Annotated in this window: 17 protein-coding genes; 7 read left to right on the top strand and 10 right to left on the bottom strand. The window is 67.6% G+C overall.

Features of this window, described 5'->3' with window-relative positions:
* Positions 1-140: 140 nt before the first annotated feature.
* The 5 genes from ACIOEW_RS16495 to ACIOEW_RS16475 form a co-directional block, all read right to left on the bottom strand.
* A complete protein-coding gene (locus tag ACIOEW_RS16495; protein ID WP_401964382.1) occupies positions 141-674 on the bottom strand; it encodes a hypothetical protein in 534 nt (177 codons plus the stop codon).
* 253 nt (positions 675-927) lie between these two features.
* Entirely contained in the window at positions 928-2,649 is a 1,722-nt protein-coding gene (metG, locus tag ACIOEW_RS16490; protein ID WP_401964381.1) for a methionine--tRNA ligase, read from the bottom strand.
* 431 nt (positions 2,650-3,080) lie between these two features.
* Complete coding sequence (locus tag ACIOEW_RS16485) at positions 3,081-4,586, bottom strand: LacI family DNA-binding transcriptional regulator (protein WP_401964380.1); 1,506 nt, start codon at positions 4,584-4,586, stop codon at positions 3,081-3,083.
* 30 nt (positions 4,587-4,616) lie between these two features.
* Positions 4,617-4,967, bottom strand: a complete 351-nt coding sequence (locus ACIOEW_RS16480; RefSeq protein ID WP_401964379.1) for a helix-turn-helix domain-containing protein — start codon at positions 4,965-4,967, stop codon at positions 4,617-4,619.
* A gap of 203 nt (positions 4,968-5,170) precedes the next feature.
* Entirely contained in the window at positions 5,171-5,422 is a 252-nt protein-coding gene (locus ACIOEW_RS16475; RefSeq protein ID WP_073733580.1) for a helix-turn-helix domain-containing protein, read from the bottom strand.
* Between the two features lie 613 nt (positions 5,423-6,035).
* Between ACIOEW_RS16475 and ACIOEW_RS16470 the strand changes: the two genes are divergently transcribed.
* The 6 genes from ACIOEW_RS16470 (at position 6,036) to ACIOEW_RS16445 (ending at position 12,108) form a co-directional block, all read left to right on the top strand.
* A complete protein-coding gene (locus ACIOEW_RS16470; RefSeq protein ID WP_401964378.1) occupies positions 6,036-6,953 on the top strand; it encodes a hypothetical protein in 918 nt (305 codons plus the stop codon).
* Positions 6,950-7,648: an ATP-binding protein gene (locus ACIOEW_RS16465; RefSeq protein ID WP_401964377.1), complete on the top strand. Its 699-nt coding sequence runs from the start codon at positions 6,950-6,952 to the stop codon at positions 7,646-7,648. The genes ACIOEW_RS16470 and ACIOEW_RS16465 overlap by 4 nt, the downstream gene beginning before the upstream one ends.
* 98 nt (positions 7,649-7,746) lie before the next feature.
* Positions 7,747-9,039, top strand: coding sequence for a hypothetical protein (locus ACIOEW_RS16460; protein WP_401964376.1), 1,293 nt, complete (start codon positions 7,747-7,749; stop codon positions 9,037-9,039).
* 541 nt (positions 9,040-9,580) lie between these two features.
* Complete coding sequence (locus ACIOEW_RS16455; protein WP_401964375.1) at positions 9,581-9,874, top strand: mobilization protein; 294 nt, start codon at positions 9,581-9,583, stop codon at positions 9,872-9,874.
* Positions 9,871-11,619 (top strand): mobilization protein, encoded by a 1,749-nt coding sequence (locus ACIOEW_RS16450; RefSeq protein ID WP_401964374.1) that lies wholly within the window; start codon positions 9,871-9,873, stop codon positions 11,617-11,619. Before ACIOEW_RS16455 ends, ACIOEW_RS16450 begins: the two co-directional genes overlap by 4 nt.
* Positions 11,620-11,727: 108 nt before the next feature.
* The gene (locus ACIOEW_RS16445) at positions 11,728-12,108 is read left to right on the top strand and encodes a hypothetical protein (protein WP_401964373.1); all 381 of its coding nucleotides are present in this window, start codon (positions 11,728-11,730) and stop codon (positions 12,106-12,108) included.
* A 258-nt stretch (positions 12,109-12,366) separates the two neighbouring features.
* Here the strand turns inward: ACIOEW_RS16445 and ACIOEW_RS16440 are convergent, their stop codons facing one another.
* On the bottom strand, positions 12,367-13,185 hold the full coding sequence (locus ACIOEW_RS16440; RefSeq protein WP_401964466.1) for a DUF317 domain-containing protein: 819 nt from the start codon (positions 13,183-13,185) through the stop codon (positions 12,367-12,369).
* Between the two features lie 537 nt (positions 13,186-13,722).
* Between ACIOEW_RS16440 and ACIOEW_RS16435 the strand changes: the two genes are divergently transcribed.
* Complete coding sequence (locus ACIOEW_RS16435) at positions 13,723-14,427, top strand: nucleotidyltransferase domain-containing protein (RefSeq protein ID WP_401964465.1); 705 nt, start codon at positions 13,723-13,725, stop codon at positions 14,425-14,427.
* 137 nt (positions 14,428-14,564) lie between these two features.
* Here the strand turns inward: ACIOEW_RS16435 and tyrS are convergent, their stop codons facing one another.
* The 4 genes from tyrS to ACIOEW_RS16415 all read right to left on the bottom strand — a co-directional run bounded on the left by tyrS (position 14,565) and on the right by ACIOEW_RS16415 (position 18,772).
* The gene (gene tyrS / locus ACIOEW_RS16430; protein WP_401964372.1) at positions 14,565-15,968 is read right to left on the bottom strand and encodes a tyrosine--tRNA ligase; all 1,404 of its coding nucleotides are present in this window, start codon (positions 15,966-15,968) and stop codon (positions 14,565-14,567) included.
* 97 nt (positions 15,969-16,065) lie between these two features.
* Positions 16,066-16,977 (bottom strand): glycosyltransferase family 2 protein, encoded by a 912-nt coding sequence (locus ACIOEW_RS16425; protein ID WP_388337146.1) that lies wholly within the window; start codon positions 16,975-16,977, stop codon positions 16,066-16,068.
* Positions 16,974-17,969 carry a hypothetical protein gene (locus tag ACIOEW_RS16420; RefSeq protein ID WP_388337148.1) on the bottom strand — a complete coding sequence of 332 codons (996 nt, stop codon included), beginning with the start codon at positions 17,967-17,969 and terminating at the stop codon, positions 16,974-16,976. The genes ACIOEW_RS16425 and ACIOEW_RS16420 overlap by 4 nt, the downstream gene beginning before the upstream one ends.
* 92 nt (positions 17,970-18,061) lie before the next feature.
* A complete protein-coding gene (locus ACIOEW_RS16415; protein WP_361711389.1) occupies positions 18,062-18,772 on the bottom strand; it encodes a methyltransferase domain-containing protein in 711 nt (236 codons plus the stop codon).
* Positions 18,773-18,785: the final 13 nt, after the last annotated feature.

The raw sequence follows: 18,785 nt of genomic DNA, 5'->3' as shown, positions 1-18,785 counted from the left end.
GTGAGCACCGCACAGTGCCGATCGCGATGACAATCTAGGGCCCGGTCACAGTCTTCGCAGCTCAACGCCTATGCCGGGGGGCTTCAGGCGCATTGGGCACGTGACTGCTCGTGTAAGTGGATCGCGTCCCAGACGGCTGCCTAGATACCGGCTCCGATGATTGCCAGTACCGCTCCGGCCGCAGCGAGCCAAAGGCCCAGCGCCTCCTGGGCCAAGCCATCAGCCATGGCCGTGTCGATGAATTTGCGGAGCTTGTCTGCCTCCTCATTCACGGTCCCGCCCAGGTGGCTGACCTCAGCGCGGCGCTCCCGGCCTTCTGTGGCTACGCTCTCCCTGATGCGGCCCGCCTCCTCCTGAAGCCAGATCACCCGTTCTACGAGGAACTGCTCGCGCTGCGCAGCGGTGGCGTCCGGCGCCGGTGCTGCCACCATGGTCGCATTGAAGGCCGCCCCGGATGCATCCGCCGAGATGACCATCGTGGCGGTTCCTGCGACAGGCGGCAGAGGCTTGAAGATGCGACGCAGGGCACCGAACCACTCCTTCATCTGGCGCCATACCCCGAGTCGTTCCGGCGCATGTTGCACCCTGGTTCTGCGGACGCCGAAGCCCGCGACTGCCAGGCCGACGAGCTGGAGGCACCCGCCGATGACTGTGAGGACAGTGCCAGCGGTCATAGGCAGACGGTAGGGGTAGAGCAGCCGTTCACGCGGCAGACACGGCTCAAGGGCAGCTGGGAAGGCGAACCGGGGCCGCCGCCGGGTGTACAGGGTGCGGCGCGAACGCCGGTTGATACATCAGTGTCAGATCGTGGAGCGTCGCACGCGCGACGCTGCGATACCGCTCTCGACGAGCCGTACGAACGGCTGTTCACTGACGACAGCTGCGAGGGGGCGGCAGCACCCACCGACTTGGTTTCGCCCAGCCGCATCAGGCGTCGGCTCCGCCGAAGCGCGCACGATAGGACTCCAGGTCCTCCTCCGAGATCTTCGCGAAGAGCACCGGCGGCATGGTGAAGGCTGTACCGGCCGGGACAGCGTCCAGGGACTTGGCCTGCTCGGCGGTCACCCAGGTCCCGGTGTCGCTCTCCAGGGCGAAGGCACCGCGCATAGCAGCGGCCGAGGCGGGGATGAACGGCTCGGAGACGATCGCGTAGAGGTGGATCAGGTTCATCGCCGTACGCAGGGTCAGGGCCGCACCCTCCGGGTCGGTCTTGATCTCCAGCCAGGGGGCCTTCTCCTCCAGGTAGGCGTTGCCCGCCGACCACAGGGCCCGCAGCGCCGCCCCGGCCTTGCGGTACTGGAGGGCCTCCATGTGCTCCTCGTATTCGGCCAGCAGCCGCGCGATCTCCTCGCCCAGCCGTGCCTCCGCCTCGCCGGCCGCATTGCCTGCAGGGACGTCGTCCCCGAAGCGCTTGCGGGAGAAGGACAGCACGCGGTTGACGAAGTTGCCGAGCGTGTCGGCGAGGTCCTTGTTGACCGTGGCGGCGAAGTGCTCCCAGGTGAAGGAGGAGTCGTCGGACTCGGGGGCGTTGGCGATCAGGAAGTAGCGCCAGTAGTCCGCCGGCAGTGTCTCCAGCGCGGCGTCGGTGAAGATGCCCCGCTGCTGCGAGGTGGAGAACTTGCCGCCGTAGTACGTCAGCCAGTTGAAGCCCTTGACGACGTCGACCTTTTTCCACGGCTCGCGGACACCGAGCTCCGTGGCCGGGAACATCACCGTGTGGAACGGGACGTTGTCCTTGGCCATGAACTGGGTGTAGCGGACGGAGTCGTCGACCTCGTACCACCACGACTTCCAGTCACGGGTCTCGCCGTCCGGAGCGGCGTCCGACCATTCCTTCGTCGCGCCGATGTACTCGATCGGAGCGTCGAACCAGACGTAGAAGACCTTGCCCTCGGCGGCGAGCCCCGGCCACGTGTCGGCCGGAACCGGGACGCCCCAGTCCAGGTCACGGGTGATGGCCCGGTCGTGGAGGCCCTCGGTCAGCCATTTGCGGGCGATGGAGGAGGACAGCTGCGGCCACCGCTCCTCGTGGAGCGCGACCCACGCCTCGACCTCGTGCTGGAGCTTCGACTGGAGCAGGAACAGGTGCGTGGTCTCGCGGACCTCCAGCTCCGTGGAGCCGCTGATCGCCGAGCGGGGGTTCAGCAGGTCGGTCGGGTCGAGGACGCGGGTGCAGTTCTCGCACTGGTCACCGCGGGCCTTGTCGTAGCCGCAGTGCGGGCAGGTGCCCTCGACGTACCGGTCCGGCAGGAAGCGGCCGTCGACCGGCGAGTACACCTGCCGGATCGCCCGTTCCTCGATGAAGCCGTTCTTGTGCAGCTGGCGCGCGAAGTGCTGCGTGATCTCGACGTTCTGCTGTGAAGAGCTGCGTCCGAAGTGGTCGAAGGCCAGCTGGAAGCCGTCGTACACGGCCTTCTGCGCGTCGTGAGCCTGCGCGCAGAACTCCGCCACCGACAGTCCGGCCGCCTTGGCCGCCAGCTCGGCCGGTGTCCCGTGCTCGTCGGTGGCGCAGATGTACAGGACGTCGTGACCGCGCTGGCGGAGGTACCGGGAGTACACATCCGCCGGAAGCATCGACCCGACCATGTTGCCCAGGTGCTTGATCCCGTTGATGTAGGGAAGCGCGCTGGTTACCAGGTGTCGAGCCATCCTCGGATGCTCCATTTCGTACGGCGCCGGTGACAGTGCCACGGCGGGCCCAGGTCGGGAGGGTGCAGCGGATGCGACCGCTCAGGTCGCCCCGGTCACGCGTAGTGAGGTTGGCGCTGCAAGCCGTCGCAATCTTATGGCACCCGAGCGCTACCCCGGCGAGCCGATTTATCCATCGGACGAGCCTGTGCGAGAACGCGCTCGGCCGTCCGAGACAGGCGCCCAAGCGAGACTCGGACGGCCGAGGCGGTCCTCGTATTAGGGGCCCGTATGTCCGTGGTTGCGCACTCCTTGTCTCACCCGAGGCCGAAGGGTGATTCATACGATCCAAGACCCCTCTCCCAGCAGGGCCACGCACTCCGGACCGGCGTCACCCTGCGAACAGCGAAGTCCAGGTGCCTCTCACCGCCCAGGCTTCGCCTCGGCCTGTGCTACCTCCGTGCACGCAGGAGGGCGTCGAGCACGTGCACGGGCGACGTGGGACACATCGCCAGGCGGGCAGCGAGTGCTGTCTCCCACTGCTCGGTCAGGCCGAGCATGAGGCGCTTGCGCATGCCAGGGGTGACATGGGCATAGCGCGCCGAGACGGAGCCGTCGATGTGTCCCATGCGCTGGTCCATGAGGACCTTCTCGGTGCCGAGGTCCTCCATCACGGTCCTATGGGCGTGGCGCAGTCCGTGAGGCGTGAGGCCCTTGGCGATCGGGAGCCAGCAGGCGTCAGCTCGTTGGCCGGCGCCCCGCCCTCGCGCGGGGACTCCTGGCCACGGCTCGCCGAGTAGCGGCACGGGTCGTGCCTCCTGCGGGGCCTTCTTCGGGTACCAGCCCGATACCGCCGGGGTGAACAGCCACGTCGCGAAACCGTTCCTGCGCCAGTGGGCCGCAGGCTCCACCACCGCGCCGCCTCGTACGAACCCGAGGTCCGTGATGGCCTCCTCCACCCGCATTCGCGTCGCCTCAGCGACGCGATCGGGATGGTTGAGGACGTTGGACACCGTCCCCGTGGAGACTTCGGCACGGCGTGCGACGTCGACGAGTTTCGCACCGTGGTGACCGCCCGTACGAGCCGTGCCCTGCCCGCGGAAGATGTAGGTCCTACCGTGGCAGGGGCAGGGCATCGGCTTCGTGCGGGCGATGTGATTGGCGACCAGGGCGGACAGCCAGTCCATCGAGTCGAGGGTGCGATAGCTGTCGTCCTTGGGCGGGCAGCGCACCATCTCGCCCGAGTCCAGTTCGTACAGCTGCCATTCGACACGGACGGAGCCAGGCCGAGCGAACTCGGTCTCCAGGCCGACTATTTCACCCCAGCGCATGCCGGTATATCCCTTGAGGACGACGGCGACGAACTCGTCATCTCGGCCGGACAGCAGTGCTGCTCGTTCGGCGATCAACAGGATGCCGAGCGGATCGGTGACGACCTTCTCCGGGCCTCGGTCACGGGAGCGGCCCGCGCGCTTGCCCCGCCCACGCCGCCTCGTCGCCGGGTTCGACGTGATCAGTCCTTCGTCGATCGCGTCCTCGTAGATCAGGTGGAACGTCGAGCGCCAGGTCTTGACGCTGGAAGCCGCGTACAGGGCCCTTTCCTTCTTCTCCCACCGGTCGACGTCCGAGCGCAGGATGCCGGCGAGGGCTTGGTCCCCGAAGTCGGGAAGCAGGTGCTCCTCGATGTGGCGCTTGTAGTTCTGCATCGTCGATGCGGCCAGGTCCTGGGCCTCGTACCAGCGGCTCGCGTACTCGCCGAACGTCTCCTGCCCAAGTGCCGGGTCACGCCAGTCGCCGCGCCGGTACTTGTTCTCGGCCTCGCTCGCGGCGCGCTGAGCCTCGCCCTTGGTGGCGAACTTGATCGCCTTGCCCTGCTCGTCGACGACCGTGAGGTGCTTCCCAGGTGCGGTCTTGTACCGGCCACGCCAGTAGTTCGCGCGCTTCTCCGCGAAACCCACGCTCCTCCTCTCCCTTGGTACGCGGTCGTGTCAGACGACGGTGCTGAACTGGCTCTGCCTAGCGCGGGCCGGAGGCCGCGCCCGCAGACGGGTTGTGGGCGCGGCACGCTGGGGCGTGTCCGCCTGCTGGGCGTCGGCCTTGGCGACGGTCCGAGCTGTGACGGGCTGGTGCGCCCGTGCGGGCCGTTCCTCATGGAGGCGGATGATCTCTGCGAGGTGTTCTGCGGTGAAGCGGTACGCGCGGCCGACCCGAGTGAAGGGGATCAGCCGCCGGCGGGCCCTGTCCTTGACCCACCAGGCAGAGCAGCCGAGAACAGCAGCGATGTCCTCGGGACGGTAGAGGCGGGGCGGCGCTACGCCGGTGCCTGACTGCTCAGCCATGCGAGATCGCCTCCTTCGCGGTACGGAGGCGGAACGGCAACGGGGCAGGGGGAATGGCCTCTCGGCGCAAGGAGGTTCCTTCTCTGGCGCGGCCGTGCGGAGACGGGTACGCCGGTCTTGGTGTTTCAGGTACGGGCGAGGTGGTGCGCGTAGCGGCTGCCGGGTGTTGGCCCACCCGGGGAGCGCTGTTGGGGCTCGTTCGGCTAACTCGTCTCGGCGAGCAGGGCGAGCGGGGAGAGGCCGAGAGCGGCTGCGATGGCGACGAGGTCGTCGACATCGCAGCGGCGCTGTCTGCATTCGATGCGGGACAGCATCGTGATGGTCATGGGCCGGCCGAGCGCGGTGACACGTTCGGCCAGCTGGCGCTGGGCGAATCCGCGCGCTGTGCGGGCACGGGTAATGGCGCGGGCGGTCAGCACGCCGGCCGGACCAATTCCCAAAGGGCTCTCAGGCATGGGTCAGTTGTAGCTCTGCATTGCCGGTTTGGGTAACCGGCGATGTGCTGCTATGTTCCGCATCTTTTTTGTCAGATCTGGTCCCCAGACTCCTTGCGAGCGGCGCAACATAGACCGGAATTGGCGGATGACCAAATCACCTGCTGCCCTCATGCTGGTAGCACCTACGTGGCCTCGACGTGGGCATCTTGCATCGCGCGCTCACCAGCGCCGCCCACGGATTCGCTTGCCAACTGCCCGATTTATGCAACTTCTTGGTCAACCGGCGATTCGGGTCTACCGTTTTAAGGAAGCCGCGCACGACACGTTCGCCGAGAGCTGTTTGCTTTCCCGGCGGAATGCTGGACTTGTGCGGGGAAGATGTGGCTGTCTTGGCCATGCGCCCGGAAACCCCTGCGGTTCCGAGCACATGAAAAAGCCCCCGGCGGGCCAACGCCGGGGGCCAAGAAGTCCCTACCGATATCGCCCGTACCTGAACGATCAAGACGGTGGCGGTCATAACGCCACCGGGTGAGGAACTGTGCATGCCCCAACAAGCTACTGCCTTCGTGGCCGTAGTCGCATCCCCGTCGCCGAACTCGCCTGCTCGGCCCACGAAGGCGGGGCGATAGACATGGCGCGGATACGCACCATCAAGCCGGAAGCCTTCATCTCCGAGTCGCTGGCCGCGGTGAGCGTCCATGCCGAGCGGACCTTCTTCGGCCTGCTTACGCAGGCGGACGACCACGGCCGCTTCCGCGACCAGTCCGCTGTCATCGCCGGCGCCCTGTGGTCCCTGCGCCCCGAGCACGGCCCGCTGGAGGTCGAGGACGACCTCACGCAGCTCGACAGTGCGGGTCTGATCTGCCGGTACGAAGGCGACGACGGCAAGCGGTACCTGCACATCGTCACCTGGGCCCGTCACCAGAAGATCAACCGACCCAGCGGCAGCCGCTGCCCGGCCTGCCCGCGCCACCAGGGCAGCCGGTCGGACGAGGCGGCCTCGCCTGTTCACGGAGCCCTCCATGAACAGGCCGTGAGCCCTCACGGTGGACGCCCTGATGCGTCACGCGGATGCAGCGAGCCCTCCGTGAACCGGAAAACCGCAGGTCAGAGCAACTTCAGTGAGCCCTCACCACAACGCTGGGAGACTGCGGTGAGGACTCAGGGTCCGGATCTAGGACCTAGGATCCTGGATCTAGGATCACCTCCGGTGGGGAGCGCAAGCACCCCCACGCCCCCTGCCGTCTCGGGTTCGGTCTCGGCCAAGGACCTGGTCGCCGAGCACGTCGCCGCATGCCAACACCGCCCACCCAGCGACGTCCTCGGCCGCCTCGGCAAGGTGGTCAGCAAACTGCTCGGCGAGGGGTTGTCCCCCGACCACATCAGGGCCGGGATGGACCGCATGCGTACCAAGGGGCTGTCCGCTGGGCTGCTGCCGAGCCTGGTCGACGAGGCGATGAACGCTCCACGGGCAGCTGCCGCCCCGCACCGAGCATGGACCAACCCGGCGCCCGCTGACGTCGAGGCGGCCTACGGGGGTCAGTTGTGACCACAGCAACCACCAGCCGGGAGCCGCAGCGCATGAACACCCTCGCCGCCCGCCTCGGCACGATCCTCGCCGAACGGGGCATCGATCCAACTACGTCACCTTCCGAGGCTCCTTCGGAACGGGTGACCGCCCTGGAACTGGCCGCGGCCCGCATCCCGCCCCGTTACCGCCACGCGCTCGCCGGCCACCAGCAGGTTGCCGCCTGGGTCGATGAGGTGACCCTTGCCGCACGGCCCGGCCCGAGTGGCACCCGGGGTATCGCACTCGGACCGTCCCTGCTGATCGCCGGGCCCACCGGCACCGGCAAGACGCACCAGGCGTACGGCGCGGTGCGCTCGCTGCTGACCGCCGGGGTACGGCTGCGGTGGGAGGCGGCCACCACAGCCGACCTGTACGCCCGCTTGCGCCCACGCCCCGGCCATGACGCCGAGCGCGACCTCGCCACCCTCAGCACCTGCCCACTGCTGATCCTGGACGACCTCGGCGCAGCCAAGCAGTCGGAGTGGACCGAGGAGATCACGTACCGGCTGATCAACCGCCGCTACACCGACCTGCTCCCCACCCTCCTCACGACCAATCTGCCGACCGCCGCGCTCCGCGACGCCGTCGGCGACCGAGTCGCCTCCCGTCTCGCCGAGATGACCACCACCGTCGTCCTCACCGGCGCCGACCGCAGACGCCAGCTCTCCGCCTGACCGCACGGCGCCGCCCCGCACCAGCTCACCTTCACCACACCGCCCGTCCGCGCCCACGCCTGCCCACACGGCGCGGCGGGCCCTTTGGAGACCCCTGCATGACGGAACTTGCCATGCCCGCACTCGGGCACTGGAACGCGATATCTATCGCGCTCGCCGCTCTCCTGGCCACCTGCACAGGGCTGCTGGTCAGCTGGCTGATCCACCGACGCGCTCCCCGAAACCACGCCAAGCGACAGCCCGGAACGCCCGCGATCAGGGTCGCCGCACTGGCCGCGGTCGGATGTACCGCCTACAGCGCCGACACCAGTTGGCGGTTCGCCGCCGACTACCTCGGCATGAGCGGCACCATCGAGCGCGCCGCGATGTTCGCCGCCGCGGAACTCGCCCTCTTCGCCACGGCCCTGCTGGCGCGGCAGAACCTGCACGGCCCCAAGCAAGCACCCGGCCTGCCCGGTGTCCTGACCTGGGTGATCACCGCTGTGCAGGTGATCCCCGCGTACGCCGAGTCAGGTGTGGTCGGCGGCACGGTGCGGGCCTTCGTGGGACCGGTCATGGCCGCACTGCTGTGGCATCAGGCCATGGGCATCGAACTACGCATCCGCACGCCCGAGGCGGCCTCCCACAGCGTCCTCGCCCGGATAGGTCGCGAAGTACGCGAACGCGGCCTATCGCGCCTGGGGGTCGCCCAACACGATCGTGACGCCGCTCAGATCAGCCGCGACCGTGCCACCCGCAGGGCCGTCGCCCTGGCCGCGCACCTTGCGGAGCGAACCCCGAAGCAGCGCGCCGGCTGGCGAGACCGGCGAACCGCGCGACGGCTTTCCCGCGCCGTCGCCCAAGCATCTGTGGGAATCGACCAGCGCCAGCGCGACGTGCTGCTGCACCAGCTTGCCGTCCGCCGTCACGCGACAGCGCTGGCCACGATCGAACTGCCATCGCCTTGGAACGCCTTCACTCCGAACGAAGGCGCCATGCGCCACGTCGAGACGACTCCGCGGCGCAGCCGATCGGGTGCAGGTTTCGACTTGACGAGCGAGGAAGCCGGGGAGCACGCCGACTCCCACCGTCGTCTTGAGTCCCTGCCTCCTCGATCCGTGCAGAACCAACTTCCCCTGCACGATTCGGTCCCCACCCGCGAGACCACCGAGCCGTCCCACGAGGACGACGTCCCTGCGGCGCAACGCTACGGACGTCCTCCCGGCGCCGAGATGGACGAACTCCTCGCGATCGGCCGCGCGGCCATCGCCATGCACGGAACAGCCACCCGCGCCGTGCTACGGAACGCCATCCGCGAGGCCGACCTCCCCATCTCCGAGGACCGGCTCACCGAACTCAAGGCCCTCCTGGCGGCAGAGCAGGGTTGCGAGACCGCCGTCCCCACGGGCTGACCGGATATCCGGTCAGCCCTGAACGCCGAACGGGGGCCGTGGGACCAGCACCCCGTCTGGTCCCACGGCCCCGCCCCATTCGCGCCGCTTGACCAGGCACTTACGGACCTCCCTCGCGACTCACCGCTCGAACCAGCGGGCGTTGGGGACGCTGCCCGTACGTCGATCTGGTCCGCTGCCCTCTCCCCTCAACCAGGAGCTGCTCTCCATGCAGGATTCGTGCACCCACAGCCCCGAGCATCAGAACGCGCCCCAAGCCACGCCAGCCCAAAGCGGAGCAAGTTGGAGGTTCGGACACTCCCCCGCAGGGGGAGCGTCCGAACCCGACCCCGCCCCAGGGGTGGCGGGGCCCGACCAGCGCCAGGGGGCGCCGGACGGGAGGGCTGCGACCGAGAGCGGTTCGCAGCCAAGTACGGCCGGCCACACGCGCCTGACCAAGGGGAAACCCCGCCCGCGCGACAAGAAGCAGCGCCCCGCCCACAGCGTCCGACTCAACGAACGCGAACGCACCCTCATCCAGGCCGGCGCCGATGCCGTCGGCATGAGCATCGCCGGATTCCTCGCCCACTCCGCGCTCGCCGCCGCACGCGACCAGACCCGCACCGCCGCCACCATCGCCGCCGACCACGACGTCCTCACCGAGCTCTTCGCCACCAGCCGCAAGCTCGGCTGGGCCGGCAGCAACCTCAACCAGATGGCCAAGACCCTCAACTCGGGCGGCGACATCGACGGCGCCCGCATCAAGGAAACCCTCACCAACGTCCGCCGCGCGGCCACCGCCACCAAGGCAGCCGTCGAGCGGATCAACAACCAGCAGACAGACGAGACCACTTGATCCCCAGCATCCACAAGCAAGGCAGCAGCACCCGCGGCCTGCTCAACTACCTCTACGGCAAGGGCACCCGCGAAGAGCACGTCGACCCGCACCTTGTCGCCTCCTTCGACTACATGGCGCCTGACCCCGGCCGCGACCCCTCCGCGACGAAGGAAGACCTCCAGCGGCTTCTCGACCAGCCACTGCACCTCCTCGACGAAGACCAGCGACCCGACCAGCACGTGTGGCACTGCTCCGTCCGCGCAGCACGCACCGACCGCATCCTGAGCGACGAGGAGTGGGGCCACATCGCCCGCCGCATCGTGGCAGCCACCGGCATCGACTCCGGCGGCCCAGACGACGCCGGGTGCCGGTGGGCCGCCGTCCGCCACGCCGACGACCACATCCACATCATCGCCACCCTCGTACGCGAGGACGGCCGCCGCCCCAACCACCACCGCTCCGGCCAACGCGCCCAGACCGAAGCCCGTCTCATCGAAGCCGACTACGACCTGCACCGCGTCACCCCCGGCGACGGCACCGCAGCCAAACGCCCCACCAGCGCCGAGCGCCACAAAGCCGAACGCCAAGGGCGAGAGCGCACGGTGCGGGAGGAGCTGCGCGAGACCGTGCGCGGCGCGTCGGCCGGCGCCGCCTCCACAGATGAGTTCTTCGACCGTCTGGCAGCCGACGGCCTTCTGATCCGCAAGCGGATCGCGCCCTCGGGCGACCTGCTCGGCTACAAGGTCGCACTGCCTGGTGACCTCAACAAGGACGACGAGCCGGTCTTCTACGCCGGCTCCACCCTCGCACCCGACCTGTCCTTGCCCCGTATCCGCGAACGCTGGTCCCTCCAAGCAGAGGCGGTCTCCGAGGGTTCCAGCGGCTCCGAGCCGGTGCAGCCCGCCCTGCCGCAGGTGACCCATCCCGCGTTCGCTCGGCGCCGGGCTGCGGCCGCCGGCTGGCAGGCCCTACTGATCATCGACCACGGGGACGACGGCATGGCGGCGGCACAGATCGCCGCAGCGGGTGAGGTCCTGGACGCGCTCGCCAAGACTTCTGCCGCGCACACCCGTGTGGAACTGCGGGAGGCGGCGTTCGTGTTCGAGCGGGCCGGCCGCTCCCATGTCCGCGCTGCACGCGGGCATGACCACGCTCTGCGGCAGGCCGCACACGATCTCGTCCACAGTGGCCCCGCACTCGGCCGCGGCGAAGACGGAGCCACCACGGCGATGGTCATCGACATGGCCATCTTCCTCGCCATCGCTGCGGCGAACTGGCACGCCAAAAGGCACCACAGCCAGCAGGCAGCCGCAGCCCAGCAAGCCGCCGAACACCTACGCACCGCCTACCAGGCTGCTGCGGCCCACCCCATCGCCGCCCTCCGCCAGCGAGGCCAGCGGATGGCACCGCGTATTCGAGAGCGGCAAGCCGATCTCCTGCACCAGGCACTGCCAGAGCTCGCCGAACGGATCCAGGCCGAGCCCGGCTGGCCCGCCCTGGCTGCCACCCTCACCGACGCCCGCCAAGCGGGCCACGCCCCCGGCGCACTGCTCGCCGACGCCGCCCGGCGACGCGAGCTCGGCAGCGCCGACTCCATCAGCGATGTCCTCGTCTGGCGCCTGCGCCGCAGCGCCCACCTGCCCGCAGCGGCACCCGAAAGCCTCCAGACCGCAGGCGCCCGAGACGGCCGGCACATCCCGACACCGGCCTCCGCCACACCGTCCGCGGCTCAGGCGTCGAACCACTCCAGCCGCAGGCACTGACCCGGGGAATCGGGCGCAACATAGCCGACGATCGCCGGTTAGCCCAACCGGCGATTTTCCAGACGCTTGATGCTCCCCATCCACTCCCACAAGGAGCGTCACACCCGTATGACCGCACCCTCATCCCGACCCGACATCATCGCCCTCCTCGCCGACGCGGACTTCAAGTACCGAGCCGACACCAACACGTGGAGCCATCGCGATGGACGGCCGTTCAGCAAGGAGGAACAGGCTCATGTCCTCACAGCGACGCGCAGCGAGTTCCTCGATTTTGACGCGCAGTTCAAGCGCTTCGTGAAGCACCGGCAGGCATGGGCTGACGCCCCGGAAGCACTGCAGCGCCTCCTCGCCCCGTTCATGCAGCAGCTCACCGTGAAGAACCTCGGCAACGCCCACGAGCTCATGAGCGAAGAGGACCGGACGGAGTTCAACCGCCTGCTCGGCCTCGTAGCCACACCCCCGCGCCCCTTCACCGCCAACACCTTCTGACGAAGGGCCGCGTCGTTGTTCGACCAGGGCGAGGAATCGGCCTGGCCGGCGTGTCTGCCAGCCTCAGCGATCGGAGCGACGAGAGATCAGATAGGCACCGTCGCTCAGCGGTGCCAACAAGTGGGGTATAGCCCCCAGTGCTGACACGGTTCCGCCCCAGCAACCACAGGTCCGCTACACACAAAACCTGCTAGAGCACCACAAAGCCGGGCCTCCCAGACGGGAGGCCCGGCTTCGTTACGCGGAGTGGGGCGCTTCTCAGTTGGCGGGAGCACACAGGATCTGGTCCCGCGTACTTTCCGGCAGCACCCGGCGCAGTACCGGTGCCGTGTCGCTGAGCGAGGAGGCGAACGCGGCGACCAGACGGTGCGGCACGCTCGCACTGAATGAGGCGGCCCACAGGTACGGAGCCCCCATTGCAGGCTCAGCCCACGCCTGCCAGCCCATCGCCCCCTGCCCGTCCCCCTCGGCGGTCAGGACGCTGGGGTCGGCATCCTGAATGAGGGGCGGCACCTCGCCGAGGCTGAGGCGGGCGGTGAAGGTGGGGTGCATCGCCGCCGCGTGGGGCTGGTCGGCGTCCCGGAGCCAACCGTTCCCGGCGGCCGCAGCGAGGACCAATTCGGGACCGTCGTACAAGGTGGTGGGCTGGCTGCATTGGTCGAGCGCCAGGAGAAACTCGGTGATGGCCTCTCCCGGTACGCCTGGGGTGAAATAGGCGGACCAGTCCGCGAGCAAACTGGTGGTGTCCGAGCGGGCCGAGACCTGCCACGCGACCGGCAGGCCACCGAGGTGAAACGGCTCGTCCGCCAGCACCCACTGTGCCCACCGAAGAGCGTCGGGACTGATGTGCAGGACGGTGCTGCGCACCACGTGGTGATCTCCCAGCTCATCGAAGTCTCGCCGTCCTCGCACGGCTGTCAGACTCACCCAGCCCAGACCGGCGAGGCTGTCCGCGACAACATCGCAGAGACGACCGTCATCGCCAGCCAGGTGTCGGGGGCTGACCCAATACGCGGGAAGAGCACCAGCCTCAAAAGACGGATCGAACGGGTAGCGCGGATTCAGGAGTGCCTCCAAGAGCCGGGTTCGGGTGTACTGGGCGCCGGCAACGCGGCGCGGCAGCGCCTGGACGGGAGCCTGCCGGTTCATGGCGACGGCTACCTCGGGCGGCAGGCGACCGACCCCGCTGTCGGCGTCGCGCCTCCAGCAGATAGACGAGTGGAGAAGCTGCGGCCAGGGAAGCCACAGGCGCGCCGACCAGCGCTCTGACCTGGGTTTCTGGCAGGTCGTCTACGTTGACATCCCTCTGCACTCCCTGGCCAGTCTTTCGTGACTCATTCCTGTCTGCCCCCGGCGAACTAGGCCACGGGCGGCGCTCGTACGTCCGCCGGAGGCGCCGCGTAGGGGCCGTCAACCCCGTCCCGCGTCAATGTCAGCGCAGACGGAGGCCAAGGCCACGACCCTGAGACCATTCGCCGACTTCTCGCCCGCAGACACGGGCCCACTGGCCTCGAGCCATGCCAGAAGGAGCAGCAGTCGGTCCCTGGGGACAGCCCTGCCGTGCCCCATAGAAACCCGGTGCGCACGACAGACAGAGTGCTGAATAGTTGCTGCATGGATGCGATCGACGCCGCACGTGCCGTTATCAAGGAGCACCACCCTGACGCCCGGGCCGCCTTCCTCGGAGGCAGCGTCGTAACGGACCGCCGCACGGCGATGTCGGACCTCGACATCGTGGTGCTCCTCCACGGATCCCCAGCCCCGTACCGGGCAAGCGTCCAGCACGATGAGTGGCCCGTGGAGATGTTCGTGCACACCGAGGCAACGTGGCACGCATTCGTCGAACGGGAAGTACGAAAGCGCAGATCACCGCTGCTCTGGATGTGTGCCGACGGGATCCTGCTCTTCGACCACGACGGAGTCGGCGCGTACGTCGCCGATGAGGCCCGGAAGCTGACCGCGGCGGGACCGCCCACGGTGTCGGCAGAAGAGATCGATGACTGCCGCTACGCGATCACCGACCTCCTCGACGACCTCGCGGGGAGCACCGACCAGAGCGAACGGCTGTTCATAGCCACCGAACTGGTGAGACGAACCGGCGAGTTGGCACTGGCTTTCGGCGGATCCTGGAACGGAGGCGGGAAGTGGCTGGCACGCCGTCTTGAGACCACAGCGCCGGGGCTCAGCATGCGGCTGCACGATGGCCTGCGTGAAGTATTGGAGGGGCAGATTGAGTCCCTCGTGGCAGCCGTGGACGAGGTGCTGGAGCAGGCCGGTGGCCGGTTGTGGGTCGGGTACAAACGCGGTGGAACGCCATGAACGAGGTCGTCGTTGGATGGTAGGCCCGCTTTGGAGGGGTCGCGCATCGTGCACGTACAACTCGGCTGCACCGCGTCGCACAGAGACCAAACAGAACGGCGCCGACCCACGATGTGGGCCGGCGCCTGGATTGAATCTCAGGCTTCGATGCGAGCCACCTTGCGACCCACCTTGAGGTACAGCGCGGCGCCGTCGAGTGCCCCAACCTCGCTCACCACTGCGCCGAGCGCCTGCTGGACGGACCCCTCCGTGAGCTGAGTGGTCTGCTGCTCTCCGTCTGCCTCACGGATAAGACGCAGGCCCTTCTGCTGAGCCACACGGCGCACGGCGGAGATGCTGGGGGCGAAGTCCAGCGTGCGGCTGATCAGGGCCCCGAGGGTGTCCTCGGAGTGCTCCTTCAGGGATACGACGGGGAGGTTCTGGGTGTCCCCGAAGGACCGCTTGGAGAAGCGAGCTGTGAACTCCGCGCGGGCGGCGGCTGCGACGTGCGGGCCGTGCAGGGCGGCTACCACCTCGCCGGCGAGGATCCGCTTCACGGCCATCGGGTGAGCGGTCCCGTCCTCCAGGCGCTTGGTCACCACGCGGATCTCGTCGTCCGTCCACTCGGTGAGGAGCTGGAGGTACGGCTCGGTCAGGTGGTCGGGGATGGACATCAGCCGACCGTAGACATCATCGGGCGTTGCTGTCAGGCCCACGTAGTTGCCCTTGCTCTTGCTCATCTTGGAGCCCGTGCCGTCGGTCCCTTCGATGAGCGGAGTGGTGATGACGACCTCGGGCGTCTGCTCCGAGATCTCCATGACCTTGCGGCACATCTGAAGATTCAGCAGCTGGTCGACTCCACCCAGTTCAACGTCGGCAGTGATGGCGACCGAGTCCATCGCCATAACGACGGAGTAGACGAACTCGGCGATGGACAGGCCCTGTCCCTCTGCGAGCCGCGTGCGGAAGTCCTCACGCTGCAACGACATGGAGACGGGTACTCGGGCGAGGATCTCGACGAGCTGCGGGAGACTTACCTTGTTGAGCCACTCACCGTTGAAGCGCAGGTCGGCACGCTCAAAGTCGATGAACGGTGTGACCTGCTGCTGGTACGTGCTCAGGTTGCGGGCGATGTCCTCGTCGGTGAGAGCCGGTCGTTCCGAGGAGCGTCCCGAGGGGTCACCGATCTTCGCCGTCACGTCGCCGATGATGAAGACGACGTGGTGACCCATGCGCTGCAGCCGGCTGGCGATGATGATCGGCACCGCATGGCCGAGGTGGACGTCGGGCGAGGTCGGGTCGATGCCGTACTTGATGACGAACTGGCGCCCCTCAGACCGTGCGGCTTCGATCTTCTCGGCGAGTACCGCAGCCGAGGGGATCAGGTTGATGGCGCGCCCCTCTACCAGCGCGGCTTGCTCCTGGGGGGAGAGGTCGGAGAGGTCCAGAGAGCGCCGGGCTGTTGTCTCGTCGAGCAGCTGCGAGACCGTATAGTCCGCGCCCAGGTCCGCTCCATCGAGGATGTGCATGACACTGGTGACGGACTCACTCAAACGGCTCATGGCGCGTATACGCTCCTGCGTCGGACAACTGGCCTGGCCAGTAGGGATGGGAAGCGGCGATTTTATCACCGCCGCTCTGGGCCTGCGGCTGAAATGATCAAGAATGTGTCGACTGCCCTTGGCCCGTCGTGAGCCGAACGTGCGGCCGCCCCGCGATGGCACTGCAAAGCGACCGGAACCACGGGATTATCGGGTCCCGCGCCCAGATCGTTTCATTGAGCATCCCTGGGATAATAAGCAGGGCGGAAAGCCGTTCCCCTCGCTGCAGGGAGGATTCCACTCTGTGCCCTGAAGCGAGGGCCCGAAAATGCTGCGAGATCCTTGCGAGCCGACGGGTGGTGGTCCATGGGGGAGGATTTCCACACATCGCTTGGAGCCGGTCGGCAAGCGCGATGCACACCTCAGCCCGATAGTCCTGCGATACCCCTGGCGTGCTCCGGTCAGTCATGCTGCGTGGGTGGACCCTGTAGAAGGTCACTGGATCCTGGAGAGCGAGACCTTGGCCTGCCTCGCGAAGCGCGTGGAAGAAGATCTCGTTGCTCACCGGCAGGAGGCTGAGGGCCGCCTCGCGGTGAACAAGGAGAGTGCTCGTGTTGCCGCCCGGGTGCGGCTCGTTCAGCTTCGGGCGACCGAGGGCGTCGACGACGTTCTCCCAGTGCTCGATGAACAGGGTTTCCCTTGTCATCGCCTCCGCGCACGTGCGCAGCTTCGCCGGGTGAAACCAGTCGTCGGCGTCGAGCAGAGCCACCCAGTCACCGCTGCCGAGGAGAATGGCGTCGGTTAGGGTCCGCCCGAATCCCTGGCGATTTCTCCGGATTATTCTGATTTCGCTTTTGCGGCGACAGCAGACTTCCTCGGTTTCATCGGTGGATCCATCGTCGATGACCACTACTTCGTGAAGAACGTATGGCCCGGGTTCCTGTTCCAGGCAGCTAGTTATGGCCTGGTCGAGATACCTGCCGTAGTTGTGGCACAAGATCACGCACGAAATCCGCGGCAGCGAATTCACTGGCCGCTCCCATACACATGCGCGTAGTCATCCAGGATCGTCGCGTGCTCGTGAGCGCGGTACTCCAGGAAGCCACGGTCGAGAGGGCGCTTGCCGGAACCAAGGCGAGCTGTCGCGTGCTCCAGAGCCGCCAGGAACTTCTCGCCGAAGAGGTTCGGGTGCCCGTGCGACCAGTCGAACCATTCGGGTTCCTCAACCATGCCCTTGTGCTGCTGATACTGCTCGGGCAAGTGTCCGGTGAGGGAGCAGACCGGAAGCAGGTTCAGGTCGAAGGCCAGCTCCAGTTGCCCGGAATGACTCCCCCAGAGGTAGGGGAGGAGGAGGGCGTCCGCTGCCAGCCCGGCTTTGGTCACCTCCTCGTCCGTTGGATAGGGGCGCATGGTCAGCCGGATTCGAGGATCGCGTCGGGCAGTCTCCAGGAGTAGCGGAGCGCGGCCTCCCTCAGCAAAGTCGGCGGGGCTGAAGGCGCGGAGCAAGAGGTGGAGAGTTCCGCGCGGGTCCGTTGTCCCGAGGCTCCAGTTCGCCATGGTGGACAGCTGGTCGCGGCTGGCTCGCGAGGCTCCGAACATGAGGTATCGGCCTGCCGAGCTGGAAGGCTCCCGCTCCAGGTCAACCAGCGACTCCGGGGCCGCAACATACCCATGGGGGATAACGGCGGCGTCCACACGCTCGCCAATCAGTTCCGACAGCTTCTTGACAGATCCCTCTGTCAGGCACACCCAACCGATATCGGCCGAGTGAAGCATCCGCAGTCGCGCGTTGAACCCGTTGGCGCCGCCGACCATGGGGTGCGTGTCGTGGGCCGTGAATACCACTCTGACCCCCTCCTCCAGGCACGCATCGAGTAGGCGTTCCAAAGTTGGGAGGTCCTCGAAATCGATGTGGTGCAGGTGCAGGACATCGAGCCATGTGAGCGGGCGGTGTTCGAGGAGCCACGCGGCACCGACTGCCGCCGGCACCCTCTCACCTCCTGGTATCTCCGTCTCATTCAATATGTGGAAGTCCTGGCCCTGCAGCTTCCACGCATACGGGGTCCGGGCCGGTAGGTGCACGACTCGCATGCCCCTGAGGCGGGTAGGTACCGTCACGGTCGTCCCCCCTCTTCTCCTTCCGCGCCGACGAGAAGCAGCTGGGTGGACAGCCCGTTGGAGAAGTCGTCGCTTCGGGTGAGGCCAGCGTGGTGGATCTTGAACCCGGACGTATGAAGCAGCGCCTGGAACTCGTCGCTCGCCCACTCACGCACATGGCTGCGGTTACGGGGCGGGCCGGGAGTGTCGTAACCGCTACGGCACTCGCGAGCCGGCGTGGACAGTACGGCTTCGGCGCTGCCTTCGTGGAGCAGGCCACGGATCAAAGACAGAACGGGCATCGGATTCACCAGATGCTCGACCACGTCGGAGCAGACCACTAGGGATCGTCGTACGAGTGAGGGGGCGATGGGCAGCCCCTCGGTCGACTCGAGGTCCGCCTCGACCCACTGCCCGAAGGAGTGGTTGTCGCGGCACCAGAGGAGGTTGTCTCCGAAGTCCACTCCGATGAAGGTCCATGCCGGGTACTCACTGGCTAACGACGCCAGCTTGCCCGCCCTCCCGCAACCGATGTCGATCAGAACGTCGCGGCCGAGTTCCTTCGCCCGGGCGGCGGCGTAGGGGTAGACGTCGGGCTGCCAGGTAATAGCGTCGTCCGCCTCGTCCAGGAAGTACTCCACCTGGTTCCGACTGCGGTAGCCACTCCGGATGAAGAAGGAATCAGCGCCCCCGAGGGGCTGGCGGGAGATCGCGGTGTCAGCGTGCATGGGAAGGCTCCTT

It is taken from the genome of Streptomyces sp. NPDC087901 (genome assembly GCF_044742205.1).
Taxonomy (GTDB): domain Bacteria; phylum Actinomycetota; class Actinomycetes; order Streptomycetales; family Streptomycetaceae; genus Streptomyces.
This window is presented reverse-complemented; position numbering and strand designations above follow the sequence as displayed.

What these genes read in the sequence shown, in the direction of transcription:
- ACIOEW_RS16495 (WP_401964382.1), bottom strand. Translation starts at nt 674, where the DNA reads ATGACCGCTGGCACTGTCCTCACAGTCATCGGCGGGTGCCTCCAGCTC.
- metG (WP_401964381.1), bottom strand. Translation starts at nt 2,649, where the DNA reads ATGGCTCGACACCTGGTAACCAGCGCGCTTCCCTACATCAACGGGATC.
- ACIOEW_RS16480 (WP_401964379.1), bottom strand. Translation starts at nt 4,967, where the DNA reads ATGGCTGAGCAGTCAGGCACCGGCGTAGCGCCGCCCCGCCTCTACCGT.
- ACIOEW_RS16475 (WP_073733580.1), bottom strand. Translation starts at nt 5,422, where the DNA reads ATGCCTGAGAGCCCTTTGGGAATTGGTCCGGCCGGCGTGCTGACCGCC.
- ACIOEW_RS16470 (WP_401964378.1), top strand. Translation starts at nt 6,036, where the DNA reads ATGGCGCGGATACGCACCATCAAGCCGGAAGCCTTCATCTCCGAGTCG.
- ACIOEW_RS16460 (WP_401964376.1), top strand. Translation starts at nt 7,747, where the DNA reads ATGACGGAACTTGCCATGCCCGCACTCGGGCACTGGAACGCGATATCT.
- ACIOEW_RS16455 (WP_401964375.1), top strand. Translation starts at nt 9,581, where the DNA reads ATGAGCATCGCCGGATTCCTCGCCCACTCCGCGCTCGCCGCCGCACGC.
- ACIOEW_RS16445 (WP_401964373.1), top strand. Translation starts at nt 11,728, where the DNA reads ATGACCGCACCCTCATCCCGACCCGACATCATCGCCCTCCTCGCCGAC.
- ACIOEW_RS16435 (WP_401964465.1), top strand. Translation starts at nt 13,723, where the DNA reads ATGGATGCGATCGACGCCGCACGTGCCGTTATCAAGGAGCACCACCCT.
- tyrS (WP_401964372.1), bottom strand. Translation starts at nt 15,968, where the DNA reads ATGAGCCGTTTGAGTGAGTCCGTCACCAGTGTCATGCACATCCTCGAT.
- ACIOEW_RS16415 (WP_361711389.1), bottom strand. Translation starts at nt 18,772, where the DNA reads ATGCACGCTGACACCGCGATCTCCCGCCAGCCCCTCGGGGGCGCTGAT.